This is a genomic window from Paraferrimonas sedimenticola (assembly GCF_002282855.1).
Classification (GTDB): Bacteria; Pseudomonadota; Gammaproteobacteria; order Enterobacterales; family Shewanellaceae; genus Paraferrimonas; species Paraferrimonas sedimenticola.
The window spans coordinates 213,125-226,982 of the sequence record NZ_NRIR01000005.1 but is presented as its reverse complement, the minus strand read 5'-3'; the positions used below and the strand labels follow the sequence as shown (position 1 = coordinate 226,982).

14 protein-coding genes are annotated in these 13,858 nt (G+C 51.1%); 10 read left to right on the top strand and 4 right to left on the bottom strand.

Features of this window, described 5'->3' with window-relative positions; translation table 11 throughout:
• Positions 1 to 119 precede the first annotated feature (119 nt).
• The gene (gene arsB / locus CLC93_RS10575; RefSeq protein WP_095505930.1) at positions 120 to 1,154 is read left to right on the top strand and encodes an ACR3 family arsenite efflux transporter; all 1,035 of its coding nucleotides are present in this window, start codon (positions 120 to 122) and stop codon (positions 1,152 to 1,154) included.
• Positions 1,155 to 1,212: 58 nt separating this feature from the next.
• Here the strand turns inward: arsB and CLC93_RS10570 are convergent, their stop codons facing one another.
• Positions 1,213 to 2,151: an endonuclease/exonuclease/phosphatase family protein gene (locus CLC93_RS10570; RefSeq protein WP_095505929.1), complete on the bottom strand. Its 939-nt coding sequence runs from the start codon at positions 2,149 to 2,151 to the stop codon at positions 1,213 to 1,215.
• 108 nt (positions 2,152 to 2,259) lie between these two features.
• Entirely contained in the window at positions 2,260 to 2,829 is a 570-nt protein-coding gene (locus CLC93_RS10565; protein ID WP_095505928.1) for a uracil-DNA glycosylase family protein, read from the bottom strand.
• Between the two features lie 268 nt (positions 2,830 to 3,097).
• Between CLC93_RS10565 and pstS (CLC93_RS10560) the strand changes: the two genes are divergently transcribed.
• From pstS (CLC93_RS10560) to arsJ, 9 genes are all read left to right on the top strand, one after another.
• The gene (gene pstS / locus CLC93_RS10560; protein ID WP_095505927.1) at positions 3,098 to 4,147 is read left to right on the top strand and encodes a phosphate ABC transporter substrate-binding protein PstS; all 1,050 of its coding nucleotides are present in this window, start codon (positions 3,098 to 3,100) and stop codon (positions 4,145 to 4,147) included.
• A 91-nt stretch (positions 4,148 to 4,238) separates the two neighbouring features.
• Positions 4,239 to 5,213 carry a phosphate ABC transporter permease subunit PstC gene (gene pstC, locus CLC93_RS10555; protein ID WP_095505926.1) on the top strand — a complete coding sequence of 325 codons (975 nt, stop codon included), beginning with the start codon at positions 4,239 to 4,241 and terminating at the stop codon, positions 5,211 to 5,213.
• Between the two features lies 1 nt (position 5,214).
• On the top strand, positions 5,215 to 6,102 hold the full coding sequence (gene pstA, locus CLC93_RS10550; protein ID WP_095505925.1) for a phosphate ABC transporter permease PstA: 888 nt from the start codon (positions 5,215 to 5,217) through the stop codon (positions 6,100 to 6,102).
• A gap of 17 nt (positions 6,103 to 6,119) precedes the next feature.
• Entirely contained in the window at positions 6,120 to 6,923 is an 804-nt protein-coding gene (gene pstB, locus CLC93_RS10545; protein ID WP_095505924.1) for a phosphate ABC transporter ATP-binding protein PstB, read from the top strand.
• Positions 6,924 to 7,000: 77 nt separating this feature from the next.
• Positions 7,001 to 8,038 (top strand): phosphate ABC transporter substrate-binding protein PstS, encoded by a 1,038-nt coding sequence (gene pstS, locus CLC93_RS10540; protein WP_095505923.1) that lies wholly within the window; start codon positions 7,001 to 7,003, stop codon positions 8,036 to 8,038.
• Between the two features lie 84 nt (positions 8,039 to 8,122).
• Entirely contained in the window at positions 8,123 to 9,064 is a 942-nt protein-coding gene (locus tag CLC93_RS10535; RefSeq protein WP_095505922.1) for a carbon-nitrogen hydrolase family protein, read from the top strand.
• A gap of 93 nt (positions 9,065 to 9,157) precedes the next feature.
• Entirely contained in the window at positions 9,158 to 9,517 is a 360-nt protein-coding gene (locus tag CLC93_RS10530; protein ID WP_211286858.1) for an ArsR/SmtB family transcription factor, read from the top strand.
• Between the two features lie 105 nt (positions 9,518 to 9,622).
• On the top strand, positions 9,623 to 10,630 hold the full coding sequence (locus tag CLC93_RS10525; protein ID WP_095505921.1) for an ArsJ-associated glyceraldehyde-3-phosphate dehydrogenase: 1,008 nt from the start codon (positions 9,623 to 9,625) through the stop codon (positions 10,628 to 10,630).
• A 27-nt stretch (positions 10,631 to 10,657) separates the two neighbouring features.
• Positions 10,658 to 11,875 (top strand): organoarsenical effux MFS transporter ArsJ, encoded by a 1,218-nt coding sequence (arsJ, locus tag CLC93_RS10520; RefSeq protein ID WP_095505920.1) that lies wholly within the window; start codon positions 10,658 to 10,660, stop codon positions 11,873 to 11,875.
• Positions 11,876 to 12,046: 171 nt separating this feature from the next.
• Here the strand turns inward: arsJ and CLC93_RS10515 are convergent, their stop codons facing one another.
• Together CLC93_RS10515 and CLC93_RS10510 are read right to left on the bottom strand one after the other, a co-directional pair.
• Positions 12,047 to 12,427 (bottom strand): hypothetical protein, encoded by a 381-nt coding sequence (locus tag CLC93_RS10515; RefSeq protein WP_095506030.1) that lies wholly within the window; start codon positions 12,425 to 12,427, stop codon positions 12,047 to 12,049.
• Positions 12,428 to 12,691: 264 nt separating this feature from the next.
• Complete coding sequence (locus CLC93_RS10510) at positions 12,692 to 13,843, bottom strand: acyl-CoA dehydrogenase family protein (protein WP_095505919.1); 1,152 nt, start codon at positions 13,841 to 13,843, stop codon at positions 12,692 to 12,694.
• Positions 13,844 to 13,858 lie beyond the last annotated feature (15 nt).

Below are 13,858 nucleotides of genomic sequence, written 5' to 3'. Positions count from 1 at the left end.
GCGCAAGCAAAAAGCTTGCGCCCTTTCTCATTTTGCTTATAAGCCAATAAGCCATGGTTTACATATATGATATTGCGAATATAATGGCAAGCGTATATATAAGTTAATGGAGTAATCACATGGGTCTGTTTGAACGATATCTGTCAGTCTGGGTTGGCGCTGCCATCCTAGTGGGCATCATTTTAGGGAACCTGACCCCATCGGCTTTCGCCGCTATCGCAGATTTTGAGTGGGCCCATGTCAATTTTGTGGTTGCCGCACTCATTTGGGTGATGATTTTCCCCATGATGGTTCAAGTAGACTTTTCGGCAATCAAGGATGTGGGTAGAAAGCCTAAGGGCATAGCCTTGACGCTGGTAATCAACTGGCTGATAAAACCTTTTTCAATGGCTGCACTTGGGTGGCTGTTCTTCAAGGTGATATTCGCCCCTATCGTCGACCCGCAAACCGCGAATGAATACATTGCTGGGATGATCTTATTGGGTGTCGCCCCGTGCACCGCCATGGTGTTTGTTTGGAGCCAGCTCACCAAAGGCGATGCCAACTACACCTTAGTGCAAGTCTCGGTCAATGACATCATTATGGTAGTAGCATTCGCGCCGATTACCGCACTGTTACTAGGTATGAGCGATATAACGGTGCCGTGGGAGACCCTGCTATTAAGCGTGGGCTTGTATGTGGTACTGCCGCTCATCGCCGGTGCCCTCACTCGCTCGGCCTTGCTAAAAAGCGCCAATCCCAATCGCTTGCAAAGTTTTATCGTTAGCACCAAACCCTGGTCTGTCATGGGCTTACTCGGTACTGTGGTTTTGCTGTTTGGCTTTCAAGCGCAAACCATATTGGCTCAGCCGCTGGCAATTGTGCTGATTGCGATACCCCTACTTATTCAGACCTATGGTATTTTTGCCTTGAGTTATGGCGCTGCCAAAGCGCTCCGTCTCCCCCACAACGTCGCCGCTCCAGCCAGCATGATAGGAACATCTAACTTCTTTGAGTTGGCCGTAGCGGTAGCAATATCATTATTTGGACTGCACTCGGGTGCCGCTCTGGCGACCGTGGTAGGTGTCTTGGTGGAAGTGCCTGTGATGCTCTCCTTGGTAGCTTTGGCCAATCGCACACGACACTGGTTTCCCGCGCCAGCGCCTTCGCACTGATTCAACAAGTAGCGCATATAATAACGGCGCCCTGAGGCGCCGCTATTATATGAAACCGTTACCAGCGAATATCGACACTCACCGGGCAGTGGTCGCTTAACATATCTTCTTGTTTTAGATGACCTTGAGCATAACCAAAGCCATGACTGTAGGAAGAGCCCTCAACCACCTGCTCAAGCAAACCGCTGTTGCCTAACACATGATCGATTGGGTGCGGATATTTCGGATGGCAGCCAAGAATGTCGCCGCTTAAATTTGCCAGGCGTTGGCCATTGATGCTCACCGAGCTCAACTGACTCCACAACTGGTTGCCATCGCGGCCTAGGTTGTGGTTGAAGTCGCCCAAAATCACAAACGGCGTGCCTTGGTCTAGGCGTGATTGCATCCAACGCTCCAACACAGGCACTTGCTGTGCCAAAGTCACACAGGCTGGTTTATCGTCTGCGCGATAGTCTTTTACAAAACAGCCGCTTTTCATGTGAACCGACATCAGGTCAATTTGCTGTTGGCCATTGCGCACTGTTAGCACTACGCCGTGACGCAAACCCGGATTACCTATACCCAATTCAGACAGATTGTCATCGGCTTGATAGCTGTAATCCAATCCCTTGCGAACCGCGAAGCCCACTTTCTGTTGGGTCGACATTTGCCCCTCAGCACCACGACATTCGTAGCTTTCGGTATCGGCGCGCTCGGACATTAATACATCCCACTTATCAGCTGGGAACACCCGCGCAACCGCCGCCGCGTTTTCCACCTCTTGCAGCGCCACCACATCGGCATTCAAGCCAGCGGCAAACTCACGCAATTTGGCATAATCACTCTCTTGACGCGGCAAACAGCCCTTGCCGTCAAACTCGGCCAGATGCTCGATATTCCAAGTCACCAAACGCAGGGCGTCGGGGCTTTTGACTGGCGGGTTGGCACTGGGCGCACAGGCGCTCAGCAAACTGGTGGCGGCCATCATGGCCAATAGTGATACGCGCGACGGGGACATACTTACCTCGTATGACAAGTCCTTAATAAAGTGGCGCTTAGTATACCCGTGAATCTTGTGACTTTAATGTCAAATCGTTGCAATAGATTAAATTTGCGACAGTGGGCACTAGCCCAATGCTTGTGCCACTCGTTGCTTTAGCAAAGGCAGAAATTCGGACTGATACCAAGGATTGCGCTTGAGCCAAATGTTATTTCGCGGTGAAGGATGCAACAAAGGAATGGTTGACCTTGGATTAGCCTGCCAATCCTGAATGGCTTGTGTAATGCTGGCATTGGACTGACGCCAATAGGCTTTATGGGCATGACGGCCCAACAACAAGGTCAACTGAATTTCTGGCATTTGCGCGAGTAATTTGGCGTGCCACAGCGGTGCGCACTCAGGTCTTGGCGGCTTATCACCGCGCTCGGCGCTGCCCGGAAAACAAAATCCCATTGGCATTAAGCTAATCAATGACGGGTCGTAAAACACTTGCTCGCTCACCCCGAGCCACTCGCGCAGCCGCACGCCGCTTGGGTCATCAAAGGGGCGACCACGTTGATGCGCCTTAAGCCCAGGGGCTTGGCCAATGATTAATATGCGGCTGCTAACACCCACCTGAAGTATGGGTTTTGGCGGCAAAGGCAAATGGGCTTTGCAGGCGGTACAGGCTGTCACCGCTGTGATTAAGTCTTGCATAGCAACCAACCCCCCCCTCTTTTACAGAGTGTTTTAACACAAACATCATCAAGCTGACATCTTCGCCAAGGAACAATTTGAACAGCTTTTAAGCAAGCATAATAAGCGATGATTTTTTAATCAGTCGCTCGATTAGTTTTGCAAAAATTACACTCTGTAATAAAAGTGAAATCTTCCCTGCCTACTATGCCCCTGTCTTCAATGACAACCTAATTAACAAATCATCAAAGCTGACGTTGAACAAAGCCAACCAGCTCGGAGAAAAAAGATGAAACCTATCGGCATACTGTTAGGGGCCGCACTAAGCGCCGCATTGCTAATCACTCCAGCACAAGCCAGTGCTGAGACTCGCTTGCAAGGTTCGGGCGCAAGCTTCCCGTTCCCTATCTATTCCAAATGGTTCCGCGATTACAGCCGCGCCACTGACGGCGTGCGTGTTGACTACCAATCAAAAGGTAGTGGCGCAGGTATCAGCGACTTTACTAACCAAGTAGTAGACTTCGCTGGCTCTGACGCTGCAATGAACGACAAAGAACTGGCCAACGTAAAAGACGGCGCAGTCATTCTTCCAGTTACCGCTGGTCAAGTTGTACTGACTTACAACCTGCCAGGTGTTAGCGAGCTAAAACTGCCACGTGACGTTTACCCGCTGATCTTCACCGGTGAAATCACTAAGTGGAACGACGAGCGCATCGCTGCGGCTAACCCAGGTGTTAAGCTGCCAAACCGTGACATCACTGTTGTGGTTCGCGCAGACTCTTCTGGTACTACCTACGTATTCACTGGCCACTTGGCCAAAGTAAACGGTGCTTTCGCTGACTCTGTAGGTCAAGGTAAAGCTCCTCAGTGGCCACGTTCTTCGCGCTTTGTTAAGTCGCCAAAGAACGACGGTATCACTGCCACTGTTAAGCAAACTCCTGGTGCCATCGGCTACATCGAGTACGGCTACGCCAAGCTGACCAAGATGCCTACCATCAAGTTGGAAAATGCCAAAGGCAACTTCATTGCCCCTGGTGCAGAATCTGGTGCCCAAGCGCTGGCCACTGCTGACTTCCCAGAAGGCAACTTGCCAAACTCTGACATCAAGGACCTGCGTGCTTGGGTATACGACCCAACCGGTGCTGATGCCTACCCAATCGCTTCTTTCACCTGGGTTATCTTCCCTCAAACTCAAGATGCGGCCAAAGCAAAAGCGGCTCGCGACTTGGTTGAGTACATGATTACCGACGGTCAAAAGAGTGCTGATGCCATGGGTTACATCCCACTACCGAAAAACGTAGTAGAAATGGTTCGCGCCGAAGCGCAAAAAATTCGCTAATCCAAGCATTGATAGAAGCGCGAATTAAAACCAAGGCGATGCAGGCTAAAGCCTGCATCGCATTTTGTCGCATGTAACCAGTTAGAAATTTATGGCAAAGAATCCGTTTAAGAAATTCGCTGATACCAGCGGAATATCAAAACCGCCATCAAAGCAGGAAAAGCGCTTTGATACTGCGGTCCGCCGTGTGGCCTTAACAGCAGCATCCCTTGTGATTGGCCTGCTGATTTTCATTCTTCTCGAAGTGTTCGCCGAGGCACTTCCCTCAATCCAGCGCCACGGCTTTAGCTTTTTCACCGGCACCACCTGGGATAGCGTTAAAGGTGAGTTCGGCGTACTTCCTGAGATTTGGGGTACTCTTTACAGCTCTTTCTTAGCCCTGCTAATTGGTGGCGTGATTGGTATTACGATTGCCATTTTCTTAACTCAGGACTTCATCGGCAGAAAGCTTGCGGGTGTGTTTCGCACTATCGTTGAGCTGCTCGCGGCCATTCCCTCGGTGGTATACGGCCTTTGGGGTATCTATGTATTGATCCCCGCCATTCGCCCGACTGCTAATTGGTTGCACGAGCACTTTAGCTTTATTCCTTTATTCGGCACCGATTTGGCTGGTCCAGGCTTGGCACCAGCGGCATTGGTATTGGCGATTATGATTTTGCCAACGGTTGCAGCCCTTTCGATTGATGCCTTTAAACGCGTGCCTTACAAGGTAAAAGAAGCCGCTTACGGCATGGGCACCACCCGTTGGGAAGCGATTCTTAAAGTGATGACTCCAACCGCCTCATCCGGTTTGTTGGCAGCTTTGGTGCTGGCATTTGGTCGCGCGCTTGGTGAAACCATGGCACTGGCGATGTTGATCGGTAACTCCAACCAAATCAGCATCTCGCTGTTCTCACCAGCTAACACGCTAGCCTCTTTGCTGGCCTCAAGCTTCCCTGAAGCCGGTCAGGTTGAGGTACAAGCACTCTTGTACGCAGCACTGGTGCTGTTGCTTATCACCTTTATCGTCAACGTTATCGGTCAGACCATTCAGACCCTAGCGATGCGCAAGTTTGAGGGCAAATAAGATGAAACAAGAATCTTTGCGCAAACAGGCTCGTCGCATTGGCCCTCAAATTGAGCGCCAGTGGTTTGAAGCTCGCTCGCTCAAGAGCACTATCCTGACGGGTATCACCTGGCTTGTCGCCATCGGTGGCGCCATTCCACTATTTTCGATTATCTACATGCTGGTCACTCAAGGTGGCGAGCGTTTGGACTTTGAAGCGCTTGTAGAGCTGCCACCAGCCGGTTTTGACATGGGTGGCGGTTTTGGTAACGCGATTGTCGGTACTCTTGTGATGGTGGCGATTGCCGCGGCGATCAGTGTGCCCTTTGGTATTTTGGCCGCCATTTATCTGGCGATTATTGGTCCTTACACCAAGATTGCCAAAACCTCGCGCTTTGTCGCCAAAACCCTCACCGGTTTCCCATCGATTCTGGCCGGTCTATTTACCTATATCGTGATGGTGAAGTCCTTTGGTTACTCAGCACTAGCTGGCGGTATCGCGCTGGCGGTACTCATGTTGCCAACCGTATTGCTAGCGGCCGAAGAAGCCATGAAGCAAGTACCGGTGCGCATGACCGATGCCGCTTACGGCATGGGCTGTACCCGCGCTCAGGTGATCACTAAGGTGGTGCTACCTACTGGCTTGCCAGGCATCATGACCGGTGTGATGCTGGCCGTTGCCGGTGCCGCTGGTGAATCTGCACCTCTGCTATTTACCGCTCTGTTTAGCAACTACTACATGGAAGAGCTCATGGAGCCAACTGCTTCGCTGTCTATCTTGATTTACAACTTCTCAGCGATGCCGTTTGACAACCAAATCCAATTGGCCTGGGCGGCCTCACTGGTTCTGGTTCTAATTATTTTAGTTTTCAATATTTTGGCGCGCCTAATTGGGCGCAGCAAACACTAGTTCGGAGTTACCTAACAATGAGTCAAACCCCTAAATACGAAGCACAAGGTGACGTGGTAATTGATTGCCGTCTGGACAAAGTGTTTTACGGCGCCTACCAAGCGGTGCGCGACAGCCATGTACCGATTGAGAAAGGTAAAATCACTGGCTTTATTGGCCCATCGGGCTGCGGTAAGAGTACCGTGCTGCGAAGCTTAAACCGTATGAACGACCTGGTTGACGGTTTTCGCATTGAAGGCAAGGTGCTATACCACGGCAAAAACATCTACGGTAAGAAAATTGACCCTGTATTGGTGCGTCGCTACATCTCTATGGTGTTCCAGCACCCCAATCCATTTGCCATGAGCATTTATGACAACGTGGCCTTCGGTCTGCGTCTAAATCGCTATAAGGGCGACATGGACAAGCAGGTGCAAAAATCACTGGAGCGCGCCGCATTGTGGAGCGAAGTTAAAGACAAGCTGCACAAAAGTGGCTTATCGCTATCCGGCGGTCAGCAGCAGCGTTTGTGTATCGCTCGTGCGATTGCCACCGAGCCTGATGTGTTGCTGATGGACGAGCCTTGTTCAGCGCTTGACCCTATCGCTACCCGACGCATTGAAGAGCTGATGCTTGAGCTTAAAGACCGCTACACGGTTGCCATGGTGACTCACAACATGCAGCAAGCGATCCGTATCGCCGATACCACCGCCTTCTTTGGTGTGGATGTCAGTCAAGGCGAGCGCGTGGGTCATCTCGTAGAGATGGGTGCAACCCAACAAATCTTTGAAGATCCTCGCAACGAGCTGACCAAACAGTACGTCGGCGGTGAGTTCTCTTAATCCTGTTCATTCTCTAAATCGAATGCCTGCCCTGCTTTTCATTAGCAGCGCAGGCTTTTTCTAACGAGATATGTAGTATGCGAACCAAAATTGTCCTTGTGATTATGCTAGCCCTGCTAGTTGTTTTTGGCTGTGGCCAGTCGAATCGAGATTCCAAATTAGTCGGAGCCGGCTCAACCCTGCCCAACCCGATTATCCAAGCCTGGGTCAAAGAGTTTAATCAAAGCCATCCGGACGTTAGCATCAAGTACGTCAGTATTGGCAGTGGCGAAGGCATTCGCCGTTTTCTCGCTGGCGAAGTGGATTTTGCCGGTAGCACCGCTGCCCTGCGCGACGATGAGATTGCCAGTGTTGAGCGCGGCGCCAAGCTCATCCCCATTAGCGCGGGCTTGATTGTGCTGGCATACAATCACGCCGACTTGCCCGATGGGCTTAAGATCCCGCGCAGTGTTTACCCTGAAGTCTTCCTCGGCCAAGCGGTGCGATGGAACGACCCAAGAATCGCTGCAGTGAATCCCGATGTGTCTCTGCCCGATGCTCCCATTCAGCCTGTGGTTCGTCGCGGTAAAAGTGGCACCACCTATGCCTTTACTAATCATCTGAATAGCATGTCGAGCGACTGGCAGGACAGCGGGCTAGGTGTGGCGCGTTTGATTGACTGGCCCAATGCAATGGCGGTGCATCAAAATCCAGGCTCAGCGCAGCGGGTTCGCATCAGCGATGGTGCACTGGGGTACATGGAGTATTCGGTGGCTCGTCGTGCGGGCCTTAAGCTCGCGCAACTGGAGAATCAGGCGGGTAACTTTATCGAGCCCACCAAAGCGGCTGGCGTCATCGCTTTGCAGGAATCTGTGGTGCCCGAGCAGGGGCCGCTGCGGATTTTCATTCCCGATCCGGTTGGCGAGCAAGCATATCCTATCGTGGCCTACTCCTGGTTAATCACCTATCGACAGTATGACTCGAAGGTAAAACTCGCAGCTATAAAAGACTTCATTTCTTGGGGTTTGGGCGAAGGTCAGGCGCAAGCCGAACACATGGGCTTTTTGCCAATGCCAAAAGCGGTGGCCGAGCAGTCGCTAAAACGCGCCGAGTCAGTGTTTGGTCAGATTGAATAAAGCCAGATACTTGCGCTAGGGCTAACATCACTTACCTCGCTACCTATACTTACTTAGTCACAATATCAGGAAGGAGTTCTGATCATGTCCGAGGTAAGTATTGCCATAGTGCAACACCCCCCAAAATTGTTGGACCGCGAGCAAACCCTAGCGCAAGCGGTTCAACACATTCAGCAGGCAGCCGAGCAAGGCGCCAAATTTGTCTTATTTCCCGAAGCTTATATTGCTGGTTACCCATCGTGGATCTGGCGCTTACGTCCCGGTGGTGACTGGGGCGTCAATGAGCGCATACACCAGCGACTGCTAGCCTCAGCAGTCGACTTGAGTGCTGGTCATCTCGCACCACTGTGTGAGGCGGCTAAAGCTACCCAACTATGGGTTCAAGTGGGATTTAACGAGCTAGATTCCAGTGCTAGTCGCGCCAGTTTATACAACTCGTTTGCCGTAATTGACGATAACGGCGAGCTGGTTAACGTCCACCGCAAACTCATGCCAACCAATCCAGAGCGCATGGTCTGGGGTATGGGCGATGCCAGTGGACTGCAGACGCTCGACACGCCAGCAGGCCGATTAGGCGGTCTAATATGCTGGGAAAACTACATGCCACTGGCGCGCTTTGCGCTTTATGCCCAAGGCGTTCAGCTTTACACAGCGCCCACTTATGATTCTGGTGATGGCTGGATTGGCAGTATGCAGCACATAGCACGGGAAGGTCGCTGTTATGTGGCCTGCGCCGGCGTTGCCCTGCGTCATCAGGACATCCCACAAGAGTTTGAAGAAATGGCCGCCCTATTCTCAGCGGATGAAGAATGGATCAACCCGGGAGACTCGGTGATCGTAGCGCCTGGAGGTGAAATCATCGCCGGTCCGATGCGAAACGAAGTCGGCATTTTGACCGCGACAATTGACCCGAAAGTGGCCATACAGTCTAAGCGGGCTTTGGATGTGGCCGGGCATTACGCTCGACCCGATGTGTTGTCGTTGAATTTGCATCAGGAAGTACAAAGCTCATTGAAGCGATCGTGAACTCAGTCTCAAAGACAGTCACAAAAGCTTCATATTGGGTAATTGACATATACGGAAAAGCGCATAAGATTGAAGCCAGATGAGAACACCTCAATGGAGATGCTGGTGAACCCTTTAGCGTTTTTTAAAAGTTTGGCGGATGAAACCCGCCTGAAGGCCCTGCTTTTGATCGAGCGTGAGGGTGAGTTATGCGTATGCGAGCTTACCCAAGCGCTGGATATTTCTCAGCCGAAAATCAGCCGTCACTTGGCTCAGTTACGCCAAGCGGAAGTGGTTACGACCTTGCGTCAAGGACAGTGGATCTACTACCGCATTAACCCTGAACTGCCCTCTTGGTGCTTGAGTACTCTCGGTGCCACTCTGGCGGAAAATCCTGATTATATCTCAGCCAATATTGCGCTGCTTGAAGCCATGGGCGATCGCCCACAGCGCGTTGCACAGTGTTGTAACTAGAAGTGTTGTAACTAAGTGCGTTGTAACCAATAGCATCGTAACTAAGTTCGTAGTAAACAAAGCTCGTAGTAAACAAAGCTCGTAGCAAAAAATACAGGTAATCCTATGACCATCAAAGTTGGAATCAATGGTTTTGGCCGCATGGGCCGTTTGTCTCTTCGCGCCGCATTCGATTGGGACGAGTTAGAGTTTGTCCAAATCAACGACCCTGCCGGTGATGCCGAAACCCTTGCCCACCTACTAACCTTTGACTCGGTGCACGGCACTTGGCACCACGAGGCAACCGCCGAAAACGATGCCATTGTCGTTAACGGTAAAACCATTCCCTGCACTCAAAATACCAAAATCGAAGACACCGACTGGAGTGGCTGTGATGTGGTAATCGAAGCCTCAGGCAAATTCAAAAAGCCAGACGTACTGCAAGCTTACCTAGACCAAGGGGTGAAGCGCGTAGTAGTGACCGCACCGGTAAAAACCGAAGGCGTGCTGGATATGGTTAAAGGGGTGAACGATCACCTATTTGATGCAGACAAGCACCCAATTGTGTCGGCAGCGTCCTGCACCACCAACTGTTTAGCGCCTGTAGTTAAAGTAATTCACGAAGCTATTGGTATTGTGCACGGCTCGATGACCACGATTCATTCAATCACCAATACTCAATCGATTTTGGATCAGCCACACAAAGACTTGCGCCGCGCCCGTGCTGGCAGCATGAGCTTGATTCCAACCACCACAGGCTCAGCAACTCAGATCACCCACATCTTCCCAGAGCTTAAAGGCAAGCTAAACGGTCACGCGGTGCGTGTGCCACTGGCTAACGCCTCGATCACCGACTGTGTATTCGAGCTTAAGCGCGATACCACTGAAGAAGAGGTGAATGCCCTATTCAAACAGGCCGCCGAAGGCGAGCTCAAAGGCATTTTGGGTTACGAAGAACGTCCTTTGGTGTCTCTGGATTACAAAACCGACCCGCGCTCTAGCATTATCGATGCCCTGTCGACCATGGTGATTAACGGCCGACAATTGAAGATTTACGCTTGGTATGACAACGAGTGGGGTTACGCTAACCGCACCGTTGAAATCGCCCGTATGGTTGGCCAAGCCGACCTGTAAGCGTCAACCGATATTGAGAGTAAAATCATGCTGGCTAAGCTATCCCCTGCCGTTCGCCAATACCTAATTGTCACAGGTAACTACTGGGCCTTTACTCTGACCGACGGCGCGCTGCGGATGTTGGTGGTACTGCACTTTCACGGTTTGGGCTATAGCCCGCTAGAAATTGCCATGCTGTTCTTGTTCTACGAGATTTTCGGCGTGGTCACTAACCTAGTTGGCGGTTGGCTTGGTGCCCGCATTGGTCTCAATCGCACCATGAACATAGGCTTGGGGCTGCAAATTGCCGCCCTAGCCATGTTGATGGTGCCCGCGGAGTACCTCACCATACTCTGGGTGATGGCGGCGCAAGCCATCTCTGGCATAGCCAAAGATCTCAACAAAATGAGTGCCAAGAGCTCGATTAAGTTGTTAGTACCACAAGGTGCCGATGACAAGCTTTACTCTTGGGTAGCCCTGCTCACCGGCTCTAAGAATGCGCTTAAGGGGGCTGGCTTTTTCTTAGGCGGCTTGTTACTGGCGACTTTGGGTTTCCAAGGCGCAGTACTCGCTATGGCCAGCGCCTTACTGCTGGTGTGGATCATGAGCTTGCTGACGCTCAAGCAAGAGCTCGGCAAGACCAAGTACAAGCCTAAGTTCAGCCAGATGTTTTCCAAAAGCTCGGCGATCAACTACCTATCGGCAGCACGCATGTTCCTATTTGGTGCCCGTGATGTCTGGTTTGTGATTGCCCTGCCGGTATTTTTGGCAAGCGAGTTTGGCTGGAACCACAGCTATGTGGGCGGCTTTTTGGCCTTGTGGGTGATTGGCTATGGGATCGTTCAAGCCAGCGCACCTAAGTTCACCGGCCGTCAGGCAGCGGAAAACGGTGCTGCCGCGGCGAGCCTGTGGGCGGTATTGTTGGCGATAAGCCCTGTGGCAATTGCGGTTGGCTTGGTGCAATTTGGCGCGTCGGTAGCACTGGTTACCATAGGCTTACTGATTTTCGGTGTGCTGTTTGCGGTTAACTCATCCCTGCACAGTTTTTTGATTGTGCAGTACGCCGACCAAGAAGGCGTGTCCATGGACGTGGGCTTTTACTACATGGCTAACGCTATGGGCCGCTTAATTGGCACCGTCCTATCAGGTTACGTCTACCAGCAACTTGGCCTAACGGCCTGCTTGTGGGTATCGGCCATATTTATCGCGATTGCGGCAGCTTTGTCTTTGAAGCTGCCTAAGCAGCACAAGGTGACCGCGAGCTAACGGCCCTTCCGCTCGTCATTCTCGCGAAAGCGGGAATCTAGCTAACTGCTAACAGCAGCAAACGGCCAATAGCGGTCATCTGACTCCTCCACTAATGGGCGTAAAATACTTGGCTAAAATTAGCCACGAAGGAGCACAAGCTAAGCGTTTTGCGTCCTTTTGAATAACTTGTTAGTTGCCTTTAGCAAACAGGCAATAGTCTCTATTACCGTAAAACACCCAACTCAAGTTTTGGGGTACTAAATAGAAGCAGAGTATGTCCGTAGACCGCTGAAAGTTGTTAAAGCTAGTCCAGTTTAAGTTGAACTCTGAATTGAGCCTTTTAGTTGAACCTGTAGCTTTATAAACTCGCTCAAACGTCTCAAAAGCAAATACATTTACATCGCTTTGGCATTTCCCAATAACTGAAAAGACTTCATGAAACTGTTCTTTCGAGAGCCAGTGCCCACTTTCAGTATTTGGAAATTGTGATACTTTCCAGTTTGGCGATAAAAGAATTAACTCATTTTCATTATCGGTATCTAGTACAGACTTCAGCTCGTCAAATTGCACCAAAGCCTCCTTGGCGACCAACAGCCTATTTATGCGGAATTATCAATAATACTCTTTGAAAGTTTATCTAAACAAGCCTTGGACAAACAGAGATTTCTCAAAACGGTCCCCATCATGCAAACGGCAACTTGGGGCCAACTGAAGCCCGAAGCAACTAGCCGGATTCCCACTCAAGCTGGGAATGACGAGACGACGAATAAAAACAGGACCCGCAGGTCCTGTTTTTACTATCCAATCAGCCATGTTCTGGCTAACCCAACATTCTTAGTCGCGAACAAGCGAACGGCCAACGATCTCTTTCATAATCTCGCTAGTACCGCCATAAATACGCTGTACGCGAGCGTCCACGTAAAAGCGAGCAATCGGGTACTCTTTCATGTAGCCATAGCCACCAAACAGCTGCAGCGCATCATCAATCACCTTGCACTCCATTTCGGTACAAGACAGCTTAGCGATACTCGCCTGCTCAGTGCTTAACGCCTTGTCGAACAAACGGTCTTTGTACTCTTCGATCAACACACGGTGAATTTCAATTTGAGTGGCCATTTCCGCCAACTTGTGGCGAATGGTTTGCAAGTTGCTTAGAGGTGCACCAAAGGCTTGGCGCTCTTTAACGTAATCAACCGCTAGTGCCATGGCACCTTCGGCGTGGGCTACCGCACCACAGGCCAGTGCTAGGCGTTCCCGTGGCAACTCTTTCATCAGGCCAATAAAGCCGTAGTTCAGTTGACCCAGCAATTGGTCTTTGCCCAGTTCGACATTGTCAAAGAATAGCTCAGAGGTATCGCCCGCGGCCTGGCCAATCTTGTCTAGGTTAGTACCGCGTTGGAAGCCGGCTTGATCGCCCTCGACCAAGAAAAGTGAGGTGCCTTTGGCTGGCTTGGCTTGAAGATCGGTGCGCGCGGCCACAATGTACAAAGAGGCATTTTGACCATTGGTGATAAAGGTTTTGGAACCGTTCATCAACCAACCGGACTCGTTGGCAATTGCAGTGGTTTTCATGCCCTGTAGATCCGAGCCACAGCTTGGCTCTGTCATACAAATCGCACCAATGCACTCACCGCTCACCATGGCCGGTAGATACTTCTGCTTTTGCTCTTCGGTACCAAAGTTCAACAGGTAGTGCGCAACGATATCCGCATGCACCGTCACGTTAGTCGCCAGAGCGTAATAGCCCGCTTTGGCCAATTCTTCACCCACCAGCATGTTGAAGTGCACTGGCACACCATAGCCGCCGTACTCTTCAGGAATGTCACAACACAACAAGCCTTCTGCGCCCATTTTCAACCAGAATTCTTTGGGGATCAGCTTGTCCTTCTCCCATTGCTCGTAGTGGGGAGCAATTTCGTTGTCCATGAATCGCACTAGGGTGTCGCGAAACAGGTCTAACTCTTGTTGCAATTCGTTGTCCTTCATGGGTGAATCCTATTT

Coding starts and splice junctions, on each gene's coding strand:
- pstA (WP_095505925.1), top strand. CDS start 5,215: ATGAAACAAGAATCTTTGCGCAAACAGGCTCGTCGCATTGGCCCTCAA.
- pstS (WP_095505927.1), top strand. CDS start 3,098: ATGAAACCTATCGGCATACTGTTAGGGGCCGCACTAAGCGCCGCATTG.
- pstC (WP_095505926.1), top strand. CDS start 4,239: ATGGCAAAGAATCCGTTTAAGAAATTCGCTGATACCAGCGGAATATCA.
- pstB (WP_095505924.1), top strand. CDS start 6,120: ATGAGTCAAACCCCTAAATACGAAGCACAAGGTGACGTGGTAATTGAT.
- CLC93_RS10525 (WP_095505921.1), top strand. CDS start 9,623: ATGACCATCAAAGTTGGAATCAATGGTTTTGGCCGCATGGGCCGTTTG.
- arsJ (WP_095505920.1), top strand. CDS start 10,658: ATGCTGGCTAAGCTATCCCCTGCCGTTCGCCAATACCTAATTGTCACA.
- CLC93_RS10510 (WP_095505919.1), bottom strand. CDS start 13,843: ATGAAGGACAACGAATTGCAACAAGAGTTAGACCTGTTTCGCGACACC.
- arsB (WP_095505930.1), top strand. CDS start 120: ATGGGTCTGTTTGAACGATATCTGTCAGTCTGGGTTGGCGCTGCCATC.
- CLC93_RS10530 (WP_211286858.1), top strand. CDS start 9,158: ATGGAGATGCTGGTGAACCCTTTAGCGTTTTTTAAAAGTTTGGCGGAT.
- pstS (WP_095505923.1), top strand. CDS start 7,001: ATGCGAACCAAAATTGTCCTTGTGATTATGCTAGCCCTGCTAGTTGTT.
- CLC93_RS10570 (WP_095505929.1), bottom strand. CDS start 2,151: ATGTCCCCGTCGCGCGTATCACTATTGGCCATGATGGCCGCCACCAGT.
- CLC93_RS10565 (WP_095505928.1), bottom strand. CDS start 2,829: ATGCAAGACTTAATCACAGCGGTGACAGCCTGTACCGCCTGCAAAGCC.
- CLC93_RS10535 (WP_095505922.1), top strand. CDS start 8,123: ATGTCCGAGGTAAGTATTGCCATAGTGCAACACCCCCCAAAATTGTTG.